23 protein-coding genes are annotated in these 24933 nt (G+C 55.0%); 6 read left to right on the top strand and 17 right to left on the bottom strand.

Annotated elements, in window-relative coordinates:
* The first annotated feature begins 27 nt into the window (after window positions 1-27).
* On the top strand, window positions 28-912 hold the full coding sequence (locus ACFQ1Z_RS09130) for a TorF family putative porin (RefSeq protein WP_379057079.1): 885 nt from the start codon (window positions 28-30) through the stop codon (window positions 910-912).
* 213 nt (window positions 913-1125) lie between these two features.
* Here ACFQ1Z_RS09130 and ACFQ1Z_RS09135 read toward each other — a convergent pair whose 3' ends face one another.
* Together ACFQ1Z_RS09135 and ACFQ1Z_RS09140 are read right to left on the bottom strand one after the other, a co-directional pair.
* Window positions 1126-4794, bottom strand: a complete 3669-nt coding sequence (locus tag ACFQ1Z_RS09135) for an EAL domain-containing protein (RefSeq protein WP_379057080.1) — start codon at window positions 4792-4794, stop codon at window positions 1126-1128.
* A gap of 238 nt (window positions 4795-5032) precedes the next feature.
* Window positions 5033-6229: an MFS transporter gene (locus ACFQ1Z_RS09140; RefSeq protein WP_379057081.1), complete on the bottom strand. Its 1197-nt coding sequence runs from the start codon at window positions 6227-6229 to the stop codon at window positions 5033-5035.
* Between the two features lie 217 nt (window positions 6230-6446).
* Here ACFQ1Z_RS09140 and xth point away from each other — a divergent pair, with 217 nt between their 5' ends.
* Entirely contained in the window at window positions 6447-7217 is a 771-nt protein-coding gene (xth, locus tag ACFQ1Z_RS09145; protein ID WP_379057208.1) for an exodeoxyribonuclease III, read from the top strand.
* 47 nt (window positions 7218-7264) lie between these two features.
* Here xth and ACFQ1Z_RS09150 read toward each other — a convergent pair whose 3' ends face one another.
* Genes ACFQ1Z_RS09150 through ACFQ1Z_RS09160 form a run of 3 tightly spaced genes read right to left on the bottom strand, consistent with a single transcriptional unit; the run spans window position 7265 to window position 10038 of the window.
* Window positions 7265-8092, bottom strand: a complete 828-nt coding sequence (locus ACFQ1Z_RS09150; protein ID WP_379057082.1) for a hypothetical protein — start codon at window positions 8090-8092, stop codon at window positions 7265-7267.
* Between the two features lie 21 nt (window positions 8093-8113).
* On the bottom strand, window positions 8114-8530 hold the full coding sequence (locus ACFQ1Z_RS09155; protein ID WP_379057083.1) for a DNA polymerase III subunit chi: 417 nt from the start codon (window positions 8528-8530) through the stop codon (window positions 8114-8116).
* 20 nt (window positions 8531-8550) lie between these two features.
* Entirely contained in the window at window positions 8551-10038 is a 1488-nt protein-coding gene (locus tag ACFQ1Z_RS09160) for a leucyl aminopeptidase (protein WP_379057084.1), read from the bottom strand.
* Window positions 10039-10127: 89 nt separating this feature from the next.
* Here ACFQ1Z_RS09160 and lptF point away from each other — a divergent pair, with 89 nt between their 5' ends.
* Together lptF and lptG are read left to right on the top strand one after the other, a co-directional pair.
* Window positions 10128-11234, top strand: a complete 1107-nt coding sequence (gene lptF / locus ACFQ1Z_RS09165; protein WP_379057085.1) for an LPS export ABC transporter permease LptF — start codon at window positions 10128-10130, stop codon at window positions 11232-11234.
* Between the two features lie 2 nt (window positions 11235-11236).
* Complete coding sequence (gene lptG / locus ACFQ1Z_RS09170; protein WP_379057086.1) at window positions 11237-12331, top strand: LPS export ABC transporter permease LptG; 1095 nt, start codon at window positions 11237-11239, stop codon at window positions 12329-12331.
* A 12-nt stretch (window positions 12332-12343) separates the two neighbouring features.
* Here lptG and ACFQ1Z_RS09175 read toward each other — a convergent pair whose 3' ends face one another.
* The 5 genes from ACFQ1Z_RS09175 to ACFQ1Z_RS09195 all read right to left on the bottom strand — a co-directional run bounded on the left by ACFQ1Z_RS09175 (window position 12344) and on the right by ACFQ1Z_RS09195 (window position 15106).
* Window positions 12344-12742, bottom strand: a complete 399-nt coding sequence (locus ACFQ1Z_RS09175; RefSeq protein WP_379057087.1) for an RDD family protein — start codon at window positions 12740-12742, stop codon at window positions 12344-12346.
* 77 nt (window positions 12743-12819) lie between these two features.
* Complete coding sequence (fae, locus tag ACFQ1Z_RS09180) at window positions 12820-13362, bottom strand: formaldehyde-activating enzyme (RefSeq protein ID WP_055830150.1); 543 nt, start codon at window positions 13360-13362, stop codon at window positions 12820-12822.
* A gap of 47 nt (window positions 13363-13409) precedes the next feature.
* Window positions 13410-13850, bottom strand: coding sequence for a GNAT family N-acetyltransferase (locus ACFQ1Z_RS09185; RefSeq protein ID WP_379057088.1), 441 nt, complete (start codon window positions 13848-13850; stop codon window positions 13410-13412).
* A gap of 40 nt (window positions 13851-13890) precedes the next feature.
* Window positions 13891-14397 (bottom strand): hypothetical protein, encoded by a 507-nt coding sequence (locus tag ACFQ1Z_RS09190; RefSeq protein WP_379057089.1) that lies wholly within the window; start codon window positions 14395-14397, stop codon window positions 13891-13893.
* A 103-nt stretch (window positions 14398-14500) separates the two neighbouring features.
* Window positions 14501-15106 (bottom strand): hypothetical protein, encoded by a 606-nt coding sequence (locus ACFQ1Z_RS09195; RefSeq protein WP_379057090.1) that lies wholly within the window; start codon window positions 15104-15106, stop codon window positions 14501-14503.
* A gap of 212 nt (window positions 15107-15318) precedes the next feature.
* On the opposite strand from ACFQ1Z_RS09195, the gene ACFQ1Z_RS09200 reads away from it, so the two are divergent.
* The gene (locus tag ACFQ1Z_RS09200) at window positions 15319-15699 is read left to right on the top strand and encodes a DoxX family protein (protein WP_379057091.1); all 381 of its coding nucleotides are present in this window, start codon (window positions 15319-15321) and stop codon (window positions 15697-15699) included.
* Between the two features lie 70 nt (window positions 15700-15769).
* On the opposite strand, the gene ACFQ1Z_RS09205 is transcribed toward ACFQ1Z_RS09200, so the two are convergent.
* The 7 genes from ACFQ1Z_RS09205 to def form a co-directional block, all read right to left on the bottom strand.
* Window positions 15770-17032 carry a sigma-54-dependent transcriptional regulator gene (locus ACFQ1Z_RS09205; RefSeq protein ID WP_379057092.1) on the bottom strand — a complete coding sequence of 421 codons (1263 nt, stop codon included), beginning with the start codon at window positions 17030-17032 and terminating at the stop codon, window positions 15770-15772.
* 13 nt (window positions 17033-17045) lie between these two features.
* Complete coding sequence (locus ACFQ1Z_RS09210; protein ID WP_379057093.1) at window positions 17046-19208, bottom strand: sensor histidine kinase; 2163 nt, start codon at window positions 19206-19208, stop codon at window positions 17046-17048.
* Window positions 19209-19211: 3 nt separating this feature from the next.
* Window positions 19212-19739, bottom strand: coding sequence for a DUF4390 domain-containing protein (locus ACFQ1Z_RS09215; RefSeq protein ID WP_379057094.1), 528 nt, complete (start codon window positions 19737-19739; stop codon window positions 19212-19214).
* A gap of 22 nt (window positions 19740-19761) precedes the next feature.
* Window positions 19762-21051: a 16S rRNA (cytosine(967)-C(5))-methyltransferase RsmB gene (gene rsmB, locus ACFQ1Z_RS09220; RefSeq protein WP_379057095.1), complete on the bottom strand. Its 1290-nt coding sequence runs from the start codon at window positions 21049-21051 to the stop codon at window positions 19762-19764.
* Window positions 21052-21207: 156 nt separating this feature from the next.
* Window positions 21208-22080 (bottom strand): zinc metalloprotease HtpX, encoded by an 873-nt coding sequence (gene htpX, locus ACFQ1Z_RS09225; RefSeq protein WP_379057096.1) that lies wholly within the window; start codon window positions 22078-22080, stop codon window positions 21208-21210.
* Window positions 22081-22209: 129 nt separating this feature from the next.
* A complete protein-coding gene (fmt, locus tag ACFQ1Z_RS09230) occupies window positions 22210-23169 on the bottom strand; it encodes a methionyl-tRNA formyltransferase (protein WP_379057097.1) in 960 nt (319 codons plus the stop codon).
* A gap of 12 nt (window positions 23170-23181) precedes the next feature.
* The gene (def, locus tag ACFQ1Z_RS09235) at window positions 23182-23697 is read right to left on the bottom strand and encodes a peptide deformylase (RefSeq protein WP_379057098.1); all 516 of its coding nucleotides are present in this window, start codon (window positions 23695-23697) and stop codon (window positions 23182-23184) included.
* 198 nt (window positions 23698-23895) lie between these two features.
* Between def and ACFQ1Z_RS09240 the strand changes: the two genes are divergently transcribed.
* Window positions 23896-24930: a LysM peptidoglycan-binding domain-containing protein gene (locus tag ACFQ1Z_RS09240; protein WP_449288886.1), complete on the top strand. Its 1035-nt coding sequence runs from the start codon at window positions 23896-23898 to the stop codon at window positions 24928-24930.
* Window positions 24931-24933: the final 3 nt, after the last annotated feature.

The following is a 24933-nucleotide window of genomic DNA, read 5'->3' on the forward strand; positions in this document are numbered from 1 at the left end:
GTTAGTTAATCGAAAGGGCCATCGTTAATGCGTACATCCATCGTTCTTACTTTAGCTGCGGTCACTGCGACCGCGGTGCCTGCTGCCCAGGCTGAAGAAAAATCTGCCTGGTCTTTATCCAGAAATCTTTCGTTTGTATCGGATTATTACGCACGCGGCATTTCTCAATCCTGGCATAAACCAGCCGTGCAAGCCGGCTTAGATGTTACCCATGACAGTGGGTTTTATGCGGGCTTATGGGGTTCCAGCATCTCACCACAGACCTATGTAGACAGCACCACCGAAATTGACATTTATGCCGGTTACAACGGCAGTTTTTCCAACATAGAAAAACTTGGCTGGTCAGCGGGCCTGACAGGCTACCTGTATCCGGGCGGCAACTGGGACAAGTGCAAGGCTTGCACACGTAGTGACGGCGTATCCGCAGTCTCCAGCCAACGCTTTGACACTTATGAGGCCAATGCAGCACTCAGCTATGACTGGATAAGCGCAAAAGCATCGGTCACGCTGACAGACTGGTTTGGTGCCAACCGTAGCACCGGCTTTGACAGTGGCACCAACGGCACCACCTACCTGGAGGTCAATGCCAGCTACCCGTTGCCCTTTTATGACCTGATGCTGATCGCACACGTAGGCAGGCTGAACGTGGCCGGCAGAGTGACACCTGGGGCTTATGGTACCTACAATGCCGGCAGAGGCGACCCAGACAATACCGACTACAAGATAGGTTTGAGCAAAAAACTGGCGTTTGCCAATATAGAAGGCATGAATCTCGGCATTTACTATGTGGGTGCCGATGATACTGGCTACTGGAGTAGTCGTGGTTTCGGTGGCTCCAGCTTTAATGGCGGCTCTACTTCCAAAGACCTGACAGATAACCGCTGGGTGATCACTTTGAGCTCTGCGTTCTGATCAGACCCCCGGTCTGGCCTGAACGTTGTAGTGCGCTGCTCTGCCGCGATCAGCGCTGCCCGGCTACATTTGCGGGCAATTGTTGTCCTCCCTCTTTCTCCCGGCTTGCCGGGAGTTTTTTCATGGCTGCCTGCGTAAGCAGGCATGGCGTTCCAGCAAACAAAAACGGCAACCCGCGACAGGTTGCCGTTTTTTTCTACAGGCGCTTGCCGCTTACAGCATTTTTGCCAGCGCGCTGGCTGTTGCCGCTTTGCCGGCGTTGAGATCCACCCATTGCTCGAACAGCTCCAGCGCCAGTGGCCTGGTGAAATAGTAGCCCTGGAAAGCCTGGCAACCGAGCTCGGTCAATACACGCAATTGCGCATCGGTTTCCACCCCTTCCGCCAATACTTCCAATTGCAGGCTCTGCCCCAGGGAGATGATGGCATTGACTATGCTCTGGTGATCATGGCCATTGAGCATGTCGCGCACAAATGACTGGTCTATCTTCAGCTGATCAAATGGCAGGCGTTTCAGGTAAGACAGCGAAGAATAGCCGGTGCCGAAATCATCTAGTGAGAAACATACGCCGACTTCTCTGAGGGCGCTCATTTTGGCGATGATGTCTTCCACATTGTCCACCAGCATACTTTCGGTCAGCTCGAGCTTGAGCCTGCCCGGGTGGATCCCGGTCTGTGTCACCATGCGCTTCACTTCCTGCACGAAATCGGGTTGCAGATACTGTTTGGGGCTGACGTTCACCGACAGCACCAGTGAGCGCAGTTGCGGCCGGGCAGACCACTGCAGTAATATCTGGCAGGCTTGCTGCAATACCCAGTGGCCGATCTGCACGATCTGGCCTGTACTCTCGGCCATGGTGATGAACTGGCTAGGCATGATCAGGCCGCGCTCCGGGTGCTGCCAGCGGATCAAGGCCTCGGCGCCTACGATATCGTGTTGCTGGTTATATTGCGGCTGAAAATGCAACTGGAACTGCTGCGCTTCGATCGCGATATGCAGATCCGCCTCCAGCGCCACGCGCTGCAATAATTCGGTTTCCATCAGTGCATCAAAGAACTGGTAGCCGTTTCTACCCGCTTCTTTGGCTTTGTACATCGCCATGTCTGCGCGCCGTAACAGTTCTTCAGCCAGGCTGGGGGCGTCATAATCAAACAGGGCCACGCCTATGCTGGGCGAGGTGTAATGCTGGTAATGATTCAGGTTAAACGGTTGTTCAAAGGCGGCGACGATTTTTTCACAGACGATACGCGCCTGTTTTTCGGCTTGCGCCTGGTCGCGATTCAGGCCATCAAGCACCACCACGAACTCATCACCACCCAGGCGGCTGACCGTATCCAGGCGGCGTACCGATTGTTTGATGCGTTTTGCCACCTCGACCAGCAGCGCATCGCCGATATCGTGCCCATGCGTGTCATTCAGTGTTTTAAAGTTATCAATATCAATAAACAGCAATGCACCACTGGTTTTCTTGCGCACCGCTTTGCGCAGATGCGAGGCCAGTTTTTCTTGCAACAGCAAGCGGTTAGGCAAGCCGGTCATGGTGTCGTAATAGGCCAGCTGGCGGATCTGGGCATCGGCCTGCTTGCGCTCGGTGATATCACGCAACACCAGCACCCAGTGCGTATAGCGCCCGCCCCTGTCGTGCAGCGGCAACGCATCCATCTCCAGTGAGACGCCTGCGCCTTCGCGGTTGACTGCGATCACTTCGGCGGTGATGGGCAGCATGTGCTGAACAGCATGCTTGATACGCTCAAGTTCACGCCCCGGGGTCGCCACGTTAAACAGATCAAACGGCGAACTGCCGCTTAAATGCTCTAGCGAAAAGCCGGTGATCTTGGTGAATGCTTCATTGAGAAAAACGATTTTTTGCTGCATGGGCGCCTGCAGTGGTGCCTCGGTGATCATGACGATATCGTTGAGCCGCGAGATGCCGCTGCGTAACAGGTGTAGCTGTTCGTCCGACTGCTCGCGCTCAATGGCCAGACCCAGGATCTGCGCATAGCTGTCGACAAAATCGATCTCGGCCGCTGCCGGTGTGTGCCTGTGTTTTCTATACAGCACCAGCACGCCCAGTGCACGCCAGCTACGCGACATGATAGGCGCACTCCAGCAGGCCTGCAGGCCATAACTGGCGGCCAGCCCATGGTGCTGTTCAGCAAACGGGTAGCTGCTGATATCTTCGGCGATCTGCTGCCCCTGGGTCAGCATTGCGATCTGGCTGGCCTGCAATGTAATGCCATCCATGGCCTGCACATAGGGCTGCGGCAGGCTGGAAACCGCGGCATGGCGCAAATGCGTTCCTTCCTGGTCTAGCAGCAGAATGGCACAACTGGCGCCGGGCAATTGCAACTCTATCAGTTGCGCCACAGTATTGAGGATCTCGTGCAGCGACACATCTGCCAGCATCATGGCCTGTATCCTGGCCTGCCCCTGGCGTATGGCTTCCAGCTGTTTTTGCACGGTGATGTCCTGCAGAGAACCCTGCAGCTTGAAGATATTGCCTTGCGCATCACGCACCGGCTGGCCCATGGCACGCACCCAGAAGCGACGGCCAGTAGCGGTTATCTTCTCCAGTTCCAGATCATAGGGGATACCTTCTTCTATGCATTTTTTAAGCGCATTCTGCATCAGCGGCTGATACTCGGGCACAAACATTTGCACGCCTTCTGCCACTGTGGGGGTGTAGCCGGGCGGCATGTCATGCAGGGCCGCGACTTCGTCCGACCAGTGCAGGGTGTCGGTTTTAACATCTATCATCCAGCCGCCTATCTTGGCGACACTGCCTGCCACTTTGAGCAGGTATTCGGCCTGGGTGCGGCGGTCTATCTCGCTTTGCAATGCCTGCGTGCGGTGCACCACCTGGCGCCTGATCTGCAAGTTCCACAGAAAAGTGACGCCCAGTATCATCAACAGAATGGCGACGCCGCGCGACAGCCATACCATGTATGGCCGTTTGATGCGCATATCGTCCTGGCGCAGAAAACCTTGCAGATTAAAATCCGCGCGCACCAGGCCCAGATCGGCCAGGGTCTGCGCGATATTCTGCCAGCGCTCTTCATTCATATGGCCCCAGGGCACCAGCCCGGTCAGCACATAGGGCTCCATCAACCTGGCTTCGCGCAGCAGGGTTTCGGTAGTGATGCCGCGTTTGGCGACGCCAGGCATGCCAGCGATACTGGCGGCCATTTCTTGCGGATGGTTGAACGCATACAACCAGCCTTTTTTAGTTGCCCGTAACATCGCCTCTACCCGCTCAGGGTGTATGGCCAGTTCACGCTCGCTGGTAAACAGCACGTCGCCGTAAAAATCGACGCCAGAATGCTGGTTACTGATGATAGCTGGCGTATAGCCCATTTGCTGTAACTGCCCTGGTTCATCCATGGCATAGGCAGAGATCACATCGACCTTACCCTCTATCAGATCTTGCAGGCGCCAGGTATGCGGGACTATGGTCATCTGACGGATATCCAGATGATGTTTGAGCAACATGGCCTTGAACTGGAACACGCCCTGACCGTCAGTCGACATCATGATGCGTTTACCGATCAGGTCTTGCGGTTCGCGGATATTGCTCTCCTGCAGGCTGAGCAAGATACCGGGAGAGTGCTGCATTATGGCGGCCAGTGCCACCACAGGCTTGCCGGAGATGCGTGAGACCAGGATCTCGGCATCACCTATGCTGTAATCGGCTTGTCCGGACAACACCTGCTGCAAAGGCGAGCGGTCTTTGCTGCCTTCAATGATATGGACGTTCAAGCCCTCTTCTTTGTAATAGCCTTGCTGCTGGGCAGCATAATAGCCGGCAAACTGGAACTGGTGCCGCCACTTGAGCTGCAAGGTGATCTCTTCTGTCGCTGTCGCTGACGCGCTAACGGCGAGCATGGCAATTGCCAGCAGCCATCTGAATAAAGAGAGGGTTGAATCGCGCTTCATGGTTATTAGAACAACGGTTTCACTGCAATCAGGTTGGGCGTTTTTTGCCGGTAATTAAGTCCAGCCTGATTTATACCGTAAGCCATGGCCATCACATCGGCCAAATAGACGGGGATTTGTACGGGTATAGCGGCGATTGACCGCCGCTGACCTGGGGCAGTCCCTGCAACAGCTTATGCCCGCGGTGTTAAGCGGGTGGTTTGAGCCTGGTCGCTAACAGCAGCATCAGCGCCGAAACGCCCACCAGCATCTGGAAACCACCAGTAAAATGCCCACTGTGGTCATGCATCACGCCCATGATAAACGGCCCGCTGGCAGCGATCAGATAGCCTATGGTCAGCACAAAAGCATTCCAGCGGTTCGCTGCATCCGGCGTATGGGTATGATCCAGCGGCAAGGTCATGGCCAGCGTGAATGCGCCACCCAGGCCAAATGCGGTCAGTGGCACCCATAACCATGGCCACGCGCCTGCAGTCGCCATCCCGGCCAGGCCTATGGTAGAGACTATGCTGCAGCCAGCCAACCAGCCACGTCGGTCCAGGCGCTTGCTCAGCATGCCCACCACCGGGTTGGCCAGCATAAAACAAAAGGTGAAGCTGGCGAGCACGGCACCCGCTTCGGCGGCTGGCATGCCCTGCTCCTGGTACATGGCTGCCGTCCAGGTGAGTATGGAATAAAACAGAAAATTGACACAGGCAAAGTAGAGGGCGATCAGCCACGCCACTGGTGTGCGCAGCGGTAAACGGGCCACTGGTGTCGCCGCTGTATGCGGCACTGCTTGCGTGGTCACTGCCGTTGGCATCACCCGCCACCAGGCAAACAGGGCGATCACCCCTGCTATCGCCCATACACCTATGGCCAGCCGCCAGCCGGCAGATTGCAATATCCAGCCGGTGAGCCCGGCGGAGAGCGTGCTGCCCAGCGACAAGGCAGTGGCATAAATGCCTATCATCAAAGCCGCGCGATCGGCAAAGCTGGCTTTGACTATGCCGGCAAACATGGCGCCTGCGACAGCGATGCCGGCACCTACCCCCAGCGTAGCGCTGATCAACAGCCCCTGGCTGTCAGCATAAGCACGCATGCCTATCGCGAGACTCAGCAAGCCCAAGGCCAACATCAATACTTTATTGACACCAAACCTGCGCACCAGCCACGGCGTAGGCAAGGCCAGCGCGCCCATAAGCAGATCGGGTATGGCGGTCATCAACGAAGCCATGGCATGACTCAACTGAAATGCTTCTATCATGGCGGGCAAGGCCGGCCCCATGGAGACTATGCCCGGCCTTAACGCCATCGCCACCAGCACTATCGCCAGCACCAGCCCCCATTCAGCTTTAGAAAACCCGGTGCGTTTGTCTTTTGCGCGGTCAAGGTCACGCTTCATCCTGCTCTCCCAATCATCAATCAGCCAGTCGTCACTGTAGCGGCTGGCGGCTGATTAAAAAATACGCCATTTGTCTGATATGCAAAGCGCATAACGCGCCTGGCGCATACGCCGCACTGAGGGTAGAGGCGGGAAATGGCAAAAGAGTGGTGTAAAATGCTCTAGTGCCATGGTGAGCCCGGCTTGCCATCTACCCACCCCTGACTGGAGAACACCGTTGAAACTGGCCACCTGGAATGTTAACTCGCTGACGGTACGCCTGCCGCATGTACTGGACTGGCTGGTCGCCAACCAGCCAGACGCCTTGTGCCTGCAGGAAACCAAGCAGGAAGACAGCAAGTTCCCTTATGCTGCCTTAAAAGAAGCCGGTTTTAACGCCATCCACAACGGGCAGAGAACCTATAACGGCGTGGCTATCATCAGCCCGCATGCCATCAACGACGTGCAGCTGGACTTGCCAAATTTTGCTGACGAACAGAAGCGCATCATCGCGGCGACCATACAAGGGGTCAGGGTGATCTGTGCTTATGTGGTGAACGGCCAGGCGCTGGATTCGGACAAGTTCCAGTACAAACTCAACTGGCTCAACGCACTGCACCATTGGGTGGTGGATGAGTTAAAGCAGCATGAGAAACTGGCACTGCTGGGGGATTACAATATTGCGCCGGATGACCGCGATTGCCATGACCCGGTGGCCTGGGAAGGCCAGGTGCTGGTCAGCCCGCAAGAACGCGAGGCTTTCCAGAAATTGCTGGCGCTGGGTTTATCAGATAGTTTCCGTTTATTCAGTGATGAAGCCGGGCATTACAGCTGGTGGGATTACCGCATGGCGGCTTTCCGCCGTAACATGGGCTTGCGCATAGACCATATTTTGGTCAGTGACGCGCTGAAACCGTTGTGCCTGAGCTGCCAGATAGACAAACTGCCACGCAAACTGGAACGCCCCAGCGATCACACGCCGGTAGTGCTGACGCTGGCCAATAACTAGAAAGGCACTGAAAAGGGACCAAGCCCCTAGCCCCTAACCTCTAGCCTTTAAACACTAGGCATCACAAACTTGATGCCCTGCAACACTTCCAGAATGCTGGCTTTCAGGCGTTTGTTCAGCTCAGCTTCTATCACCTGCATCTGCGCGGTGACCATGCCCTGCACTTTGGTCTGCAGCTCGGCTTCTACGGTAGCCAGTTCGGTATTGAATTTCTGTTTGAACTCCAGCGTCTGCTGGCCGGTGAATTCGGCAAAAGCGGTTTGCAGGGTGAGCTTGTATTCTTCCACCAGCCTGGCTTCCATCGCCTCCTGACCGCTGGTCAGCGTCTCCTTGCTGCTTTCCTGCAGCTGCTGCATGTGATCGGCCATGGTCTTTTCCAGCTGCGCCTGCATCTCAAGCACCTTGCCGGCGATCTGCGCCTGCTGGTCGTCTATCAGTTGCGCCAGCTTTTCTTCCAGTTTTTGCCTGCCGGTGTTTTCTGCCACTTCCCGAATGGTTTGCTCAGTGGTCGCCAGCAGTTGCTGTTGCGTCGCTGTCAGCCTGGCCACATCTTCTTCCACGGTTTGCAGTTGCTGCTTACCGACGTTGCCCATGGCTTCGCGGAAGGCCTGTTCTATGGATTGCAGGCTCTCGCCGACCTGGGCCTGTGCATGGCGTGATAAATCCTGCTGTATAGACTCTGCATATTCGGACAACGCCTGCTGCTCGACCACAGAGCGCTCAAACGCGCGTTGGCCTAGCTGGCTGGCGACGATCTCGGCGATCTCCGGCAACAGCGCCTGCTTGACCTGGGCCACTACCTCATCCACGTCCACAGTGGCCGGGTTGGTTTTTTGCACGACTTTGGTTAATACCGGAATTTCTGAGATATCCACACAACCTCCCTTAACAGGCGCTTATTGCGTCTGCATCTTCATATGCTGAATTTCATAACCACGGTCGCGATAAAACGCGTAGCGCTGGCGACCAGCCGTTTTTTCGTCTTCGGCAGCGCCTATTAACTCAAACAGATGGCGGAACCGGCTGAAAAACTTGGGCAGCTCGGCCTGGCAGTTGAACAGCATATCATCCTGCCGGATATGCTCAGGCAGCCAGGCCAGCAGCACCGGCGTCAAGTCCGCCTGCGGCGCATCCGCCAGCACATTGGGGATAAATGCCGGTAGCTGCCACAACCGCTGACTCAGTTCTTCAGCCGCCTCGGCAGTAGCCAGATAAATAGTCACCTGCCGTTGCCGGGCGACAGCCTGTTCTACCAGATGCAGGATCAAACCGGCACGGTCAGGAATATCGGTATAAAAGCGCACCCGCGTCATTGCGTGTCACCTGCAGCCGGTCAGGCTTTTTCCTGCGCCTGCTGCACCAGGTAGGTCACCAGCAAGGGCACCGGACGGCCAGTAGCACCTTTTTCCTTGCCGGATTTCCAGGCGGTACCGGCGATATCCAGGTGCGCCCAGTCATATTTCTTGGCAAAGCGCGACAGGAAGCAGGCTGCGGTGATGCTACCGCCGGCACGGCCACCGATATTGCCCATATCGGCAAAGTTGCTATCCAGCTGGCCCTGGTATTCATCCCATAACGGCATTTGCCAGGCTCGATCGCTGGCTTTTTCACCGGCGTCCAGCAGTTTTCTGGCCAGGCTGTCGTTATTGGCGAACAGGCCGCTAGGGTGATGGCCCAGTGCGATCACACATGCGCCGGTCAGGGTGGCGATATCGATCACGGCAGATGGCTCAAACCGCTCGGCATAGGTCAGCGCATCACACAGGATCAGGCGCCCCTCGGCATCAGTGTTCAATACTTCTATGGTCAGGCCGGACATACTGGTCAGCACATCGCCCGGTTTGGTGGCACGGCCACTGGGCATATTCTCGCAAGTGGGGATCAGGCCGACCACATTGAGTGGCAGGTCCAGCTCGCCTATGGCTTTAAACACACCGAGTACGCTGGCGGCACCGCACATGTCATATTTCATTTCATCCATATCGGCACCTGGCTTCAGCGAGATGCCGCCGGTATCAAAGGTGATGCCTTTACCGACCAGTACTACCGGCTTTTGCGATTTTTTGCCCTTGAGGTGCTGCAATACGATAAAACGCGGCGGCTCATCGCTGCCACGTGTCACGCCGAGGAAAGAGCCCATTTTCAGCTTTTCAATCTCGGCCTCTTCCAGCACTTCTACTTTAAAACCATAGTCTTTGGCCAGTTTTTCAGCCTGTTTGCCCAGGTAGCTCGGGGTGCAGATATTTGGCGGCAGGTTGCCCAGGTCTTTAGCCAGCGTGACGCCATTGCCCACGCTCTGGCCCTGCAACAACCCGGCATTGACCGCATCGGCAGCGTCTTTATTCACCAGCAGGGTGATCTGTTGCAGTGGTTTGGGCTCTGCCTTCTTTTCTTTGACGGCATTGACCTGGTAGCCGGCATCCAGCGCGACTTCAGCCAGGGCTGCCGCTTTGGCATGACTATCAGTCTTTTTGAGCGGCAGGCCGGCAAAGTCGGTGGCCAGCGATACCACGCCTGGCGGCAGGGCTCTCAGCGCAGCACGAAAAGCGTTGCGTAAAGTCCTCAGGTTGCTGTCTTCAGCCTTGCCCAGGCCGACCAGCAACACTCTGCTCGCAGCAATGCCGCTTAACTGGCGCAACAGCAAAGTGCTGCCTGACTTGCCTTCCATATCACCGGATTTAAGTGCCAGCGTGATCGCCTTGCCACTGATCTCATCCACAGATTTGGCCAGATCGGTCAGCTTGCGGCCTTCATAAACGCCTACCAGCAAACAATCGCTACGCAATTTTTCCGGGGCAGTGCTTTTTATGCTAAATTCCATCTTTATCCTTTGGTGTTCTTGTGCCAGTTTCTTGAGCGATGATTGTATTATCTAGTGTTTTATGCTGATTTCAAAGCGGTGCATTTAAATTGAAAATATTCAAACGTGCATTGTCCGCAGAGTTGATGTCCTCATCTTCTGCCATTTTCCTGATTATTCTGGGTATCGTGGTCGCACAGCGCGCCGGCAACATCGTGCGCCAGGTTTCCAAAGGTATCCTGCCGAATGACGCCATAGGCACCATACTCACGTTCAGCCTGGTCAAGCTGATGCCCATGATGCTGTCACTGGCGATATTTCTTGCGGTATTGCTCACGCTGACCCGCTGGCACCGTGATTCGGAGATGGTGATCTGGATGAACGCAGGTTTAAGCCTGCGCCAGTGGGTGGTGCCTATCCTGCGCTTTATCTTCCCTATCGTGCTGATCATCAGCCTGCTGAGCCTGTTTGTCATGCCGTGGGCGACAGAAAAAGCCGAAGGTTACCGCGAGCAGTTGAAAAAGCGCGATGAACTCTCTTCTATCAGCCCCGGCGCGTTCAAGGAGTCAAGCAGCGGCGAGCGCATTTACTTTATCGAGAGCTTTGACAAGCTCGGTTATGAAGTCAAGAATATCTTCGTGCAGTCACGCCAGCATGGCAAAACCGGCATCATCACCGCCAATCGCGGCAGCCGCTATAAGGCCGAAAATGGTGACAATTTTCTGGTGCTGCATAATGGGCGGCGCTATGAGGTGATCCCCAACACACTGGATGTTTCCACCACCGAGTTCGAACGCTACGATATCCGCATAGAGACCAAGGAAAGCGCACCCGAACCCGGCACCGCGCAAGGCAAGACCACTTTGGGCCTGATGCAGGATGCCTCGCTGTCTGACCAGGCAGAACTGCATTGGCGCTTCGCCATCCCTATCTCCACCATCGTCATGGTGCTGCTGGCGATCCCGCTCAGCTTTGTCGACCCCAGGGCCGGGCGCTCACTGAATATCATGTTCGCCATCCTGATCTTTATCGTCTATAACAATATCCTGAGTATCTTCCAGGCCTGGATCACCCAGGGCAAGATCTCGTCATGGGTAGGCTTATGGCCGGTGCATCTGTGTTTTATCCTGCTGGGCTGGTATCTCTACCATAGGCGCAAACACCTGAAACCGCTGATCCCGGACCTGTTCAAGCGTAAGCCCAAGGCCGCGGCATAAAGATGAAGCTCTCCATACTCAACCGTTATTTCTGGCGCGAGATCAGCTTTAATATCATGCTGGTGCTGTTTGGCCTGCTCGCCATGTTTTCTTTCTTTGACCTGCTGCAAGAGCTGGATAGCCTGGGACGCGGGCACTACGGCGTCAACAGCATGCTGACCTTTGTCGCATTGAGCATCCCCGGCCACATCTATGAAGTGGCACCAGTGGCAGTGCTGCTGGGCATAGTCTATACGCTGGGGGCGATGGCCGGAAATTCCGAGCTTATCGTCATGCGCACCAGCGGCATCTCGCTGAAAGTCATCGCCAAAATATTGCTGAGCATAGGCCTGGTGTTTGCCATCGTCACCTTTATGATAGGCGAGATCATCGCCCCGCTCAGCGAAAAAATGGCGCAACGCATACGCATACAGGCGACCGACTCTGTGGTGGCGCAAGATTTCAAGTCCGGTTTGTGGATCAAGGATGGCAGCAGCTTTGTCAATGTGAACACCGTGCTGCCGGATAGCAGCCTGGTGAATATCGATATCTATGACTTTGACCCGCAATTCCGCCTGCGCAGCATCAGCCATGCCGAAAAAGGTCATTTTGCCGATGACCACTGGAAACTGCTCAACGTCACGCAAACCTCGTTCAATCACGAGCGTGATGTGCAAAAAAACTCGGTGACTTCAAAGTTTGTGAAACAGGCGCAGTGGGAGTCATTGATCAGGCCAGAGCTGCTCAACGTATTGCTGGTGTTACCAGAAAAAATGTCGGCCTGGAACCTGTACAGCTTTATCCAGCATCTGCATAGAAACGGCCAGAAAAGCACGCGCTACCAGGTGGCTTTATGGTCCAAGCTGATCTACCCGCTGGCCTGCCTGGTCATGGTGGTGCTGGCCATGCCGTTCGGCTTTTTGCAGCAGCGTGCTGGCGGCATCAGTGCCAAGATCTTTGCCGGTATATTGCTGGGCGTGGTCTACCAGATCATGAACCGCGTCTTTGTCCACCTCGGCGTACTCAACGACTGGTCACCGCTGTTCAGCGCCATAGGCCCGACTATCCTGTTCCTGTTTGCCGGCCTCGGCATGCTGCATTACGTTGAACGGCGTTAGCGACTTAATACACTAGACGCGGATGATGCGCGAACCTAGCAGGCGGTCATGCAAAAACTGCTGCTCGCGGTCCAGCATGGCCCACCACAAGGTCAGCCCGGCAGGCAACAGTAAAACGCCGGCCACCACATAACGCAGCGCCGCCTGCTGCCATCCCAGCAAGCGCCCTTGCTGATCCACCACTTTCAGTTTCCAGGTCTGGCTGGCCAGGGTCTGCCCGCTGGCGGTCCAGCAGCGCACAAAATAGGCGCCCATGCTGCCCCAGACCAGCAACTGTAATCCCAGCCTTTTCCAGCCATGGCTGGCATCACCCAGCAACAGGTAATACACCGCCGTCACTGTCAGTGCCAGCGCCAGCATCAGCAGCGATTCGTAAACCACCGCCAGATAGCGTTTCAGCAGGTACTTCATACTTACCCTTCCGCATAACAAAAACCCCGCGACTGCGGGGCTTAACAGCATATAGCTGGATTCATTTCTGTGCCAGCTTACTTCTGGTCCCAGCTGTCTTCCCACATGCAGTGTTTGATCTTGTGACGGTTAGCAATGATTTCGTCTATGCTAGGCTCGTCATTCAGAGCGCGCTTCAATGCCAGCTTGATCGCTTCGTAGTTGTTCTTGTACAAGTCAGCTTTGTCCAGGTTGGCTTCTTTAGCACAGCCCGGGTCTATCCACAGCAATGCCACTATGCACAGATCATTGACCAGCTCTTTAGGGATGATGCCTTCGATCACCGCATCGGTGATGCCATCAGCCACACCGGCTTGCACCACGCCACCGAACAACTCAATGTTCAATGAGTCTTTCAAAGTGACTTTAGGCACCATCATGGTCGCAGGGCGCACCATCTGGTTAATGTCACGCACAGCAAACATGGCAGTATGACCTTTGGTTTGCGCCATCATGTTGGCAAATGCAGTACCAACCGGGCCATCAACGGCGCCGATAACGATTTCCGGCATCGCCGCTGTCACATCTTTACCTTCGGAAAATACGGTGGCTTCACCGGCTTTTAATACGATCTTTGACATGAGAATTCCTTTTATTTCTGGAAGTGAGAGAAAAACTGAAACCGCAATTATACCAGTTCAAGCTGCATATCGACATGCATGATGTTCGCATCCAGGTAAGGCGCACTGCTCACGACAAAGCCTGCCCGCGCATAAAAAGCGATGGCATGGGTTTGCGCCGACAACCGTGCATGACTGACTTGCAGCTGACGGCAGATCTGCACCGCCTGCTGCAGCAATGCCTCGCCCACGCCTTTACCCCGCCATGGTGCCAGCACTGCCATACGCCCGATATGCCCATCACTTAATACCCGGGCACACGCAGCCGGCTGGCTATCCACGGTGGCCAGCAGATGAATGGCGGTCTTATCCGCCTCATCCCACTCTAGCTCGACCGGCACCTCCTGCTCATCAATAAACACGCGTTGCCGTATCATGCGGCATTCGGCGTACGCAGCGTGCAGGTGAGTCAGTTGTTGTATATGCAGATCCATATGGTTAGCTTTCATGTTTGCCAGGCAACAGGCTATATGCCAGCCTTAGCACAGCCTATTTCTGCCTGGCTAAAGCAGACCTGAACTCACTGTCATCAAACAGTTTGCCTATGAGTTTTTTGTAAAGCGCGGTGTATTGATTGATGGCTTCCGGAATCGCGATCGCGCCGACAAAAGACGACTCCCAGCTGGAATCGACCGTGAGTTGTTTGTCATACACTGTTTTTTCTGCGCGCTGAACCATAAAGCGGGCCGACAGTTTTGCCGTGCCTGTGCCTATGGCCGCATCTACCTGGCTGTCGACGAGCTCGCCTTTAATGACTGCATCTGCCGCCTCGTCATACAAGCCTGCCGCTTTTAATTCGGTCACCAATTCACTGCGCAGCTGTTGCGCAAAACTGCCATTGGCTGGCGTGACGGAAGAGCCTCTCAGGCCGCTGACGCCACGGTCCAGTGCGGCATTCTTGCCTGCTGCCAACACAAAGCTGCCGGCTTTCACAGTGGCCAGGTTCGCGCCGCGCAGTTTTTCCAGGTTAGCCATACTCGGCGTGGGTTCTGACATTTTGACTGACACACAGCCAGTCATGCTTTGCAGGGCGAACGCAATCAAGACCCAGCAGCATGTTTTGAGCAGTTTCATATTGTTTACTCCCGTTTATTTTTGTTTATTGGAAACTGCTATCGTGCGACAGATCATTCAATACATTGCTCACGATCTGGCGCGTCATCGCGTGGACGGCTTCATCGCCACTGGCGGCTTTTGTGGCATTTGCTGGTGCGCCTTTGGCCCCCATGGTGACATGGATCGCATGTCGCGCCTGCTTCACGATCGCCGCCTGTTCACTGCCACCCAGATAACGCGCGGTACAGATATAACCGTCAGAAGCAGTCGAGCCAGCCAGACCGAAGGTAAGGCCGGTGACAAAGCCTTTGGAGAAGGCGTCATCGGTCAAGGGCACATTATTGAGGGTGATACTCAGCACCCGGTTTTCAGGCACAGGCGTTAACGAGACCTCGCTGAAAATGCCACTGCCTTTCACCTGGTCCAGCACCCGCGTTTTCAGGTAATCAGTCGCTTTGGCATTGGCGACGCCTTTGGTCTGGAATTCGAACACCAGCATGACAGGATGCTTAGGATCAGGCACTTTGAACTGCGCCGGATTGATTTCTTTGGTAGCGTTATCTACATAGATGGAGGCACAACCCACCAGCATCATTGCAGCAAAAGCGATAAAGGATAATTTGAATAGGCGTAGAGATTGAATGATCATTTTGGTTATTTTTCTTTTTTACGATGAGGTTTATAGAGAACAGCTTTTTTACAGATCTTAGCAAGATAATTTCGCGGCGTCTAATACCTGCGATAAGGAAAACTTCCCGTTATTGAGCGCGCCCTGAACATAGATCGCCGCCCTTATATTGCAATTGCAGCCACGGGCAGGCATGATAAGCGCTTTATAAAAACAGGATTTGAGGAAAAGTGATGTGTCCTTTACAAACTGCTGCAGCCAGGATTCTTCTAGGGCTGGTATTCTTTGGCATTGTGATCTTGAAATTGATCGCCATTACCTCTGTGCCTGAGGGCTATCTGCAATATCAGGCCATGCTCGGCCAGTTAGGCTTGCCTGGTGTGTTTGCACCGCTGCTGATCCTGATCCAGCTGGTGTTTGGTTTGTCTTTACTGCTTGGTTTTAAAACCAGGATCAGTGCGCGCGTGCTGGCGGTGCTGGCGGCGTTTATGGCCATAGTGTTGAGCCAGGCTTCGCTAGATGCGTTCTTTGCCTATCTGGGCATTGCCGGTGGCATGTGGTTGCTCAGCATCTACCCGCAAACGGGGTATAGCCTGGATAACCGCAATAAATAATCTGCAATAAGTTATTTGATGCAATAAAAAAGCCGGGCTAAAACCCGGCTTTTTTACTGGCTGCAAAGGCTTAGCCTTTGATGCGTATGCCCAGTTGTTTGAGTTTACGATATAAGTGGGTACGTTCCAGGCCCGAAATATCAGACAGGCGGCTCATATTGTTTTTGACCAGCCGCATATGGTACTGAAAGTAGAACCGTTCAAACTCGTCCCTGGCTTCACGCAAGGGCTGGTCGAGGTTGAGCGGCATATGCTGTTCGGCTGATTCTGCCACCTGCCCCTGAAAATCCTTGAGCACGCGTTGTACATCTTCTTGCGTGATACTGTCACCCAGGCTGGTCATCAGCAGGTTCTGCACCACCGATTCCAGCTCATCAAGATCGCCTGGCCAATCGGCGTTGCGCAGCGCGTTCAGCGCCGCCACATCAAACGCTTTGTAATCTATCTTGCTGGCTTCTACCATCAGGGTGGCCATGGCATTGGCCAGGTCAGGGATATCTTCCTTGTGCTCGTCCAGACAAGGCACTTTCACTGCCGCACCCGCCAGCGTCTGCAACAGCGATTGCTCCAGCATGGCTTTTTCAATCAGGTGGGGCAAGCCGAACTCGCTGCCACAGATGACACGCACACCGTATTTTTCTGACTTGGCGATCAGCAGGCCCAGGCCTTTTTGCTCGGTTTTGCCGAGCCGGGTGACTTCATCGACAAACACCACGCCTTCGCGCGCCTGCTCCAGGATCTCCATAGGCGCCGAGACCAGCTTGTCATATTCGGTGAGCGACACCCATGGCGTATTTGGTGGACGCAGGAATTTGGCACACAAGGCGACACTGCCGCCTTTTTTGCCTATGAGGAACAAGGTGTTCTTGTGGCGGGCCAGTTGCTCCAGGCGTTGCTTGAGTTCTTGGATGACGGCACTTTTACCAAAACTGGAAAGGTTGATCTCGGTATGGGCCAGGTGTTCGGTATGCTTGATGGCGGCGCCCACTGTTTTAAGCAGTTTTTGCAGGGCGATGGGTTTTTCGAGAAAGTCGAATGCACCCAGGCGGGTCGCTTCGATGGCGGTGTCTATGGTGCCATGGCCAGACATCATGATCACAGGCATGGTCAGCAAGCCGGCATTCGCCCACTCTTTGAGCAGGCTGATGCCGTCACAATCCGGCATCCAGATATCGAGCAGCACCAGGTCCGGGCGTTGCTTAAGCCTTTCTTCACGCGCCAGCTGGGCGTTTTCTGCCAGGCGCACCTGATGCCCTTCGTCACGCAAGATGTCGCTCAACAACTCGCGTATGCCGACTTCGTCATCAACCACCAGTATATTACGTGATGCCATGTACCGTATTTCCTTACACGATGCGCTCTACGCGCCGACGCTGTTGTTGTTTATCTACGGGCAAGTGTATGGTAACGCTGGCCCCCCCTTGTGGCAGATTGTCTATACGAATCTGTCCGCGCTGCTCTTCTATCATTTTTTTCACAATGGCCAACCCTAAACCGGTGCCGTGTACCTTGGTGGTGATATACGGCTCAAACACTCTGGCCATGACCTCGGTGGGAAAACCACCGCCATTATCTGTCACCGACAATTTTACACGTTCGCCGTCGCTATCGGTCATGATGACCACCTGTGGCTGCTCGACCTGGCTCATGGCATCCTGCGCATTCTGCAGTAAATTATGCAGTATCTGCCGCATCATGGTGCTATCGGCCTGCACCTCGGGCAACTGTTGCTGCAATACCAGCTCTAACTTGAGCGCAGAGCCATTATACAAACGGCTGACATCCCTGATTAAAGCATTTAAATCCAGTTTGACCAACAGCGCAGCCGGGGTCCTGGCATATTCGCTGAATTCATTGACCATGTTCTTCATGGCCTGCACCTGGTTGACTATGGTGTCGGTCGATTTCAACAACATCTCGGCATCTTTGCTTTCCAGCTTGTCGTGCAACTTGAACTGCAAGCGCTCGGCAGAAAGCTGTATAGGCGTCAGCGGGTTCTTGATCTCGTGCGCCAGCCGTCTGGCCACTTCTGCCCAGGCCGCATCGCGTTGCGCCTGCGCCATCACGGTCACATCATCAAACACTACCACCAGCCCATGCCCTGCGCCTTCCGGCAGCCGTGTCACGCGCAACATCAGCACCTGCTTGCCATGCTCGCTCTCAATATCGATCTGGCTGGTCAGGTGCCGCTCATGGTGATCCAGCTGTAAGGTCTCATCATAATGGCGCATGACGATTTCTACAAATGGGCTCAGGTAGAGATTCTCGGCGACGATGTCGGTGAATATCTTGTTTTTAAAGCCGACCAGCGAAATGCCCAGGATATTGGTAGCCGCCAGGTTATACACCCGCAGTTCGGCGCGCTCATTGATCGTCATCACGCCCGAGCTCAGGTGCGACAGTATCGCTTCCAGGTAAGCGCGCGCCGATTCCACATGCTGGCGGCTTTGTTCCGAAGCCAGTTTGGCTTCCTGCAACTGGCGCGTCATGCTGTTGAACGACTTCACCAGCACACTGAGTTCATCTTTGCCGAATGAAGGTAATTGTTGCGAGTAATCGCCGCTGGCGATCAGGCGCGTGCCTTCTGCCAGCACTGTGAGCGGCTGCGCCATGCGCCGGCTCAGTGCAAAGGCGATGATCAGCGCCCCCAGCATGGAGAGCAACAGTATCATGGTCAGCGTCAGCATGAAAATGTCTTTCAGCGACTGCCGGCTGTATGACAGGGTCTGGTACTCGCGGTAAACATCCTGCACCGACTCGGCAGTATTCGACAGCGACTTGGGCACCGGCTGCATCAGTTGCAGGATACGCACCTCGCCGATAATGCCTAACGGTTCTACCGGCACCAGCACCCGCATGTACAAACCTTTGCCGACGATAGGTTCTATCTTGCCGTAGACACCGCTCCTGGCCTGGCGTAGTTGCGGCACTGACGGCAACTCGGGCAGAAAACTGCTGGGGTCTGCACTGCTCACCGCCAGGATAGCGCCTTGTGGTGTCAGCAAGGCCGCATCCTGGATACCGGCTTTTTCGCGCAGGTCATTCAGTTGCGCATAGTTGGATTTCGCGGTCTGCAGCGACAAAGATACGGTCATGCCCTGTGCTTTGTCTTTCAGCTCGGAAAGCATGATATCCAGCGCCCGCTGACCCAGGCTCAAGCCGCCATCCAGCGCCGATTCGACCTTGACGTTGAACCAGGATTCGATAGAGCGACTAAGAAAATTGACCGACACCAGGTAGACGATCATGCCGGGGATCAGCGCCATCAGGGCAAAGGTGACCAATAACCTGAAATTGAGTTTGCTGCCCACCTGCTTGGATTTGGTGGTGCGGTACAGATGGCGTAACTGGTAACCGATGACACCGAGCAACAGCACGGCCAGGCCGGCATTGATATAGAGCAGTATGATGTAATAGTCGCCACTGATGGCGGTATTGGCACTGGCCAGCGATAGCAGGTACAAGAGACCTGCGGCCAGTATGATAGACAGGATCAGGACATAACGCATAACTTAGCGCACGGTTTCTTTCACCCACCAGCTAAAAGTAGGCGTGACCAGTTCCCAGTCGCTTTCGCCTATCGCATCCACCTGCAGCGCTTTGGGTAACTTGCTGGTATCCAGGTGCATTTTCAATGCCGCGTGGTAAGACTGGTTTTTTTCCAGCACCGCATGCGGCGCCAGACGCCAGTCGTGGATGGTGGCCAGTTCCTGCTTGGCATCAGTCAGCGTATCGAATACTTTTTGCTGCTGCGGATAATGCAGTATGAATTGCTTGGTCAGCGCGTGGTAATTGAGGGTGACCTGGCGGCGTTCGGTGACCACTTCGTCATCAAACCAGTATTTGAGCGGCTTGACGATCTGAAACTCGTATAAAAAGGTCAGGGTCACGCCTTTGCTCAGCGCTTCTTCCAGCGCATGGCCGAGCTGGATGTCTATCTCTGCATCCAGCGTCCACAGGTCATCACGCAACACCAGTTCTGCGACTTTGATATGGGCGTGGTTACCGCCGGCCAGCACTGACCAGGCAGCCAAAAGCATGAAACCAAGCAACAACCAGGATTTAATGCTTTTGCAACAACGCATAGAATAATCCGTCATGGGCGGCGACTGGCAGCAATTGCCCGGGTGCCGCATGCGTGCACGGCAACAGGGCGGCATCGAACTGCACCGCTACCCGGGTCGCATCTGCATGGGAAGTTAAAAATTGCTGGATCTGCATTTCGTTTTCTTGTTGGAAGACCGAACATGTCACATAAAGCAATTTACCGCCTTTTGCCAGCATTTGCCACAAATTAGATAAAATTTGCGCTTGTGTGTGTGCAAAAGTGGCTAAATCCTCAGGTCTGCGCAACCATTTCATATCCACATGCCGCCGCACGATGCCGGAAGCGCTACACGGCACATCGGCCAGGATGCGGTCAAACGGCCGGCCGTCAAACCAGTCAGTCGTGGTCGCGTTACCGGCCACCACTTGCGCCTGTAAACCCAGGCGCTGCAGGTTTTCATGTACGCGCTGCAAGCGGTCCGCTTCCAGGTCCAGCGAGATCAGGTCCACATCGGCAGTTTCCAGCAGCTGGCAGGTCTTGCCGCCCGGGGCGCTGCAGGCATCCAGCACGCGCATGCCAGGTGCGACATCCAGCAAAGGGGCTGCCCATTGCGCACCTGCATCCTGCACGCTGACCCAGCCCAGATCAAAACCTGGCAGTTTATGCACCGGCATTGGCTGCTGCAGCTGTATGGCCGCGCTGCCCAGATGAGTGACTGCGATGCCTGCCTCTTGCAAGGCCTGCAGATAGGCAGGCACGCTGGTTTTGCGCAGATTGACGCGCAAAGTCATGGGTGGGTGTTCATTACCTACTGCCAGCATGGCTTGCCAGTGATCGGGATACTGCTGCCTGAGCAGCGCTATCCACCATTGCGGATAATTCCAGTGCACCTCTTCATGCTGGCTGACTTCTGCCTGCAAAGCCTCGCGCTGGCGCAGAAAATTGCGCAGCACGGCATTGACCAGGCCTTTGGCCCAGCGTTGGCCGGTGGTGCCGGCCGCTTCTACCGCCTGGTTCACTACGGTAAAGTCATCATCCTGGCCATGCAGCAACTGCGACAGCGCCACCAGCAATAATGCCTGCACCCGGCTGTCTGAAACCGGCTTGGGTGTCAGCGCTGCCAGATAGGCAGCCGATTCGGCGTAAAAGCGCAAGGTCAGGTAGCTGTAATCCTGGGCAGCCGCCTGCTGTTGCGGCGTCGCCGATCTGACTTTGCGCAAGGCCTTGGGCATGGAAACCGTCAGGTTATGGCCGGACAGGACTTCGGCGACGGCGTGTGCGGCGATTATCTGGGCTACTTGCACGGCTGGACTCTGGCAAAAAAATGCTATTTTACTTGATGCCACCTGTTTCACGGCAGAAACACTGCAATAAGCCCGGATTTAAAATAAAGCGCGGCACAGGCGCAATAAAAAAGGCTTTCCTGAGGAAAGCCTTTTTAAGATAGTGCAGCTGCTAAATCAGTACTGATTGGCCAGCGCCAGTAATCTACGCACGCGCTCTTCAGTTTTGGGGTGGGTGCTGAACAAGCCGGAGAAATCTGCACCCGACAATGGGTTGATGATCATCATCTGGCCAGTCTCAGGGTGTTGCTCGGCAGTCAGGTTGGGGATCTGGTGCGCGTAATTATGTATCTTCTCCAGCGCACTGGCCAACGCTTTAGGGTCACGGCTGATATCCGCACCCATACGGTCCGCTTCATATTCGCGTGAGCGGGAGATCGCCATCTGGATCAGGCTGGCTGCCAGCGGCGCCATTATTATCATCAGGATACCCAGCATGGGGTTAGGCCGGTTTTCGCCGTCTCGGTGACCGCCGCCGAACAGCATGCCGAATTGCGCAATGGCAGAGATCGCACCAGCAACGGTGGCCGACATGGTAGAGATCAGGGTGTCACGGTTTTTGACGTGCGCCAGTTCATGCGCCATCACACCGCGCAGTTCACGCTCACTCAGTATCTGCATGATACCGGTAGTGGCGGCCACCGCGGCGTTTTCCGGATTGCGGCCGGTGGCAAACGCATTCGGCTGGCTTTCGTTGATGACAAATACGCGCGGCATAGGCAGTTGTGCATGTTCTGCCAGCTCTTTCACCATATTGAAATAGTTTCTGAACTGGTTATTGCCATAGTTGTTGTCTGCGTTGATCTCCACCGCACCATACATCTTAAGCACGGCCTGGTCGCTGAACCAGTAGGCGTAGAAGTTCATGCCGCCGGCCAGCAGCAAGGCCATCAGCATGCCGCTCTGGCCGCCGAACGCACCACCAACAGCAACAAACAAGGCCGTGATGGCGGCCATCAACACAAAAGTCTTGGTCCAATTACCTAACATTCATATTCCTTCAGTTCTTTTTTACTCTACAACTAGATGGGGGAGGCAGCCGTATTTTTCAATGCTAGTGCTGGCAGATGAACACAGCATGACATGCGCGCGCCAGCGCCTGACTTACCAGCACCAGACTTAGAAGAATCTATCACCGACCTGCACATGCTGGCCGTGCACGAACTGTTGCGCCGTCTGCCGCTTGCCGCCTGGCATCTGCAACTCATCTATCTGCAACACACCCTCACCACAGGCGACCAGCAGCGGCTGGATCTGTACTATGTTACCGGCTATTTGGCTGCCTGCGACAGGGCTAGTGGCAGCAGGTGCACCAGCATCAGCTTGTGCGACCTGGGCGAACCACAGTTTGCACACCTGCTCTTTGAACCTGGCGGTGGCGACCGGGAAAGGATTAAACGCCCGCACCTGGCGCGAGAGCTGCACTGCAGATTGCGTCCAGTCTATGCCAGCTTCGGATTTTTCCAGTTTGTGCGCGTAGGTGACCAGTGACTCATCCTGTACTTGAGAAGGCAGCTGGCCGCTGGTTTGCAGGGTGTGCATGGCTTCCACCATCAGGCGCGCACCTTCGCGGCTGATGGCATCATGCAGGGTTTGTGTGGTGTCTGCTTCGGTGATCGGCGTGGCCCATTTACTGATCATATTGCCGGCATCCAGCTTGGGCACCACTTCCATAATGGTGACTCCGGTCTCGCTATCACCGGCCAGAATCGCTCTATGTATAGGCGCGGCACCGCGCCAGCGCGGCAACAATGAACCATGGATGTTATAACAGCCGCGCGTGGGGATATTCAGGACCGGAGTAGGAATGATCAGGCCATAGGCAGCGACGATCAGCACCTCGGCATCGGTCGCCGCTATCTGCGCCTGCACCTCGGCCGGTTTCAGACTTTCCGGCTGAAAGACCGGCAGGCCATGTGCCAGCGCCAGCTGCTTGACCGGGCTGGCCTTGAGCTGCATGCCACGGCCAGAAGGACGGTCTGGCTGCGTGAGCACCATGACGATCTCGTGTCCGGCTGCGATCAGCCCCTGCAAGGCAGGCACTGCAAATTCCGGTGTCCCGGCATAAATGATACGCATCTGACCGCCCTGTTAGTAACTGTTGCGTTCGATTTCGCGCGCGTGCTTGACCATTTTGCTGCGAATGCGGTTGCGTTTCAGGGGCGAAAGATATTCCACAAATACTTTACCTTTTAAATGGTCCATTTCATGCTGTATGCATACGCTGAGCAAACCATCGGCATCCAGTTTGTAGCTTTTGCCCGTGGCGTCCTGCGCTTCAACGGTGATAAATTCTGCGCGCGTCACGTTCTCGTAGATGCCGGGCACTGACAGGCAGCCCTCTTCGTAATCCTGGTGGCCGGATTCGGCGATGATCTTAGGGTTGATCAGCACCAGCAGATCGTTCTTTTCCTTGCTCAGATCGATCACGATCAACTGGATGTGCTGGTCCACCTGCGTTGCCGCCAAGCCTATGCCGGGCGCGTCATACATGGTTTCAGCCATATCGGCTACCAGTTGCTGCAAGCTCTGGTCAAACACCTTCACCGGCTTGGCGACCGTGTGCAAGCGAGGGTCCGGATACTGCAAAATCGGAAGGAGGGCCATGCTCTATAAATCTTTCCATGCTAAGTGTTTAACGAAAACAGGGCAAAACCCCTGTTTTTTCATCTTGATAATAACTTTAAACCCATGCTAGATTGGTCGACATTGCGCATACAACCGCGACATGCGTGCTGCCTTTACCTAAGTACTTCATTTTTTGCTGCAAAAAACTAAAAGTACTGCCTATAACAGAGACGTCACATGACCAAAATTGTTCAAATTATAACCTCGCTTGCCCTGGCTTGTAGCAGCTTGTGCGCTTTTGCAGATGAAATTAGCTTGCGTGCACAACATCCTGAGCGCCATGTGGTGGTCAAAGGTGATACTTTGTGGGATATCTCGGCCAAATTCCTCAAAAACCCCTGGCAGTGGCCACAGATATGGCAGATCAACCGCGACCATATCAAAAACCCGCACTGGATCTACCCCGGTGACGTGATTGTACTGGATACCAGCAGCGGTAAACCAGTGCTGAGATTGATACGCGAATCGATTACGCTGGAACCAGGGGTGATAGTGACGCCTATCAAGGCCGATGCCATACCGACCATACAGCCGAATGCCATCTTGCCGTTCTTGACCAAGCCGGTGCTGATTTCTGCTGATGAATTGAAAAATGCGCCCACTATCATCGCCGCCGAAGAAGAGCGACAGATATTGAGCACGAACACGCGTATTTATGTGCAGGGCTTACCAGGCAGCCCGCAGCCGGTCTGGGCCATCTACCGTGAAGGTGAGCCAGTCAAAAACCCTGAAAACGGAGAGATACTCGGCTTAGAGGCACACTATCTGGGCGAAGCAAAGCTATTGCGCGACGGTAAGCCGGCGACACTGAATATCACCCAGGTGAAAGAAGAGATCGCCGTCAAAGACAAACTGATAGAGATAGAAGATGACCTGACACAGACCTATGTGCCGCACGCACCAGACAACCAGCTGCAAGGCCAGATCGCCCGTATCAGCGATGGCATCAATGAAACCGGTTCTGGCCGCGTGGTGGTGCTCAATCGCGGTACTGATGATGGGCTGGAACGCGGGCATGTGCTGTCTATCCTGCGCCAGGGTGCCAGCATGACAGACCCGGCTTCAGACCCCGAACATCCGCAGACCCTGAAGCTGCCGGATGAACCGGTCGGCCTGCTCATGGTGTTTAAAACCTTCCCGCGCCTGTCTTACGCACTGGTCATGCAGGCGTCACAACCGGTGCATGTGGAAGATATCGTTCGCACCCCGTAACCG

Origin of the sequence: Methylophilus luteus (genome assembly GCF_042676265.1) — a bacterium.
In the GTDB taxonomy this organism is placed as follows: domain Bacteria; phylum Pseudomonadota; class Gammaproteobacteria; order Burkholderiales; family Methylophilaceae; genus Methylophilus; species Methylophilus luteus.

What these genes read in the sequence shown, in the direction of transcription:
- ACFQ1Z_RS09130 (WP_379057079.1), top strand. Translation starts at nt 28, where the DNA reads ATGCGTACATCCATCGTTCTTACTTTAGCTGCGGTCACTGCGACCGCG.
- ACFQ1Z_RS09135 (WP_379057080.1), bottom strand. Translation starts at nt 4,794, where the DNA reads ATGCTCGCCGTTAGCGCGTCAGCGACAGCGACAGAAGAGATCACCTTG.
- ACFQ1Z_RS09140 (WP_379057081.1), bottom strand. Translation starts at nt 6,229, where the DNA reads ATGAAGCGTGACCTTGACCGCGCAAAAGACAAACGCACCGGGTTTTCT.
- ACFQ1Z_RS09155 (WP_379057083.1), bottom strand. Translation starts at nt 8,530, where the DNA reads ATGACGCGGGTGCGCTTTTATACCGATATTCCTGACCGTGCCGGTTTG.
- ACFQ1Z_RS09160 (WP_379057084.1), bottom strand. Translation starts at nt 10,038, where the DNA reads ATGGAATTTAGCATAAAAAGCACTGCCCCGGAAAAATTGCGTAGCGAT.
- lptG (WP_379057086.1), top strand. Translation starts at nt 11,237, where the DNA reads ATGAAGCTCTCCATACTCAACCGTTATTTCTGGCGCGAGATCAGCTTT.
- ACFQ1Z_RS09175 (WP_379057087.1), bottom strand. Translation starts at nt 12,742, where the DNA reads ATGAAGTACCTGCTGAAACGCTATCTGGCGGTGGTTTACGAATCGCTG.
- fae (WP_055830150.1), bottom strand. Translation starts at nt 13,362, where the DNA reads ATGTCAAAGATCGTATTAAAAGCCGGTGAAGCCACCGTATTTTCCGAA.
- ACFQ1Z_RS09185 (WP_379057088.1), bottom strand. Translation starts at nt 13,850, where the DNA reads ATGAAAGCTAACCATATGGATCTGCATATACAACAACTGACTCACCTG.
- ACFQ1Z_RS09190 (WP_379057089.1), bottom strand. Translation starts at nt 14,397, where the DNA reads ATGTCAGAACCCACGCCGAGTATGGCTAACCTGGAAAAACTGCGCGGC.
- ACFQ1Z_RS09195 (WP_379057090.1), bottom strand. Translation starts at nt 15,106, where the DNA reads ATGATCATTCAATCTCTACGCCTATTCAAATTATCCTTTATCGCTTTT.
- ACFQ1Z_RS09200 (WP_379057091.1), top strand. Translation starts at nt 15,319, where the DNA reads ATGTGTCCTTTACAAACTGCTGCAGCCAGGATTCTTCTAGGGCTGGTA.
- ACFQ1Z_RS09205 (WP_379057092.1), bottom strand. Translation starts at nt 17,032, where the DNA reads ATGGCATCACGTAATATACTGGTGGTTGATGACGAAGTCGGCATACGC.
- ACFQ1Z_RS09210 (WP_379057093.1), bottom strand. Translation starts at nt 19,208, where the DNA reads ATGCGTTATGTCCTGATCCTGTCTATCATACTGGCCGCAGGTCTCTTG.
- ACFQ1Z_RS09215 (WP_379057094.1), bottom strand. Translation starts at nt 19,739, where the DNA reads ATGCTTTTGGCTGCCTGGTCAGTGCTGGCCGGCGGTAACCACGCCCAT.
- htpX (WP_379057096.1), bottom strand. Translation starts at nt 22,080, where the DNA reads ATGTTAGGTAATTGGACCAAGACTTTTGTGTTGATGGCCGCCATCACG.
- fmt (WP_379057097.1), bottom strand. Translation starts at nt 23,169, where the DNA reads ATGCGTATCATTTATGCCGGGACACCGGAATTTGCAGTGCCTGCCTTG.
- def (WP_379057098.1), bottom strand. Translation starts at nt 23,697, where the DNA reads ATGGCCCTCCTTCCGATTTTGCAGTATCCGGACCCTCGCTTGCACACG.
- ACFQ1Z_RS09240 (WP_449288886.1), top strand. Translation starts at nt 23,896, where the DNA reads ATGACCAAAATTGTTCAAATTATAACCTCGCTTGCCCTGGCTTGTAGC.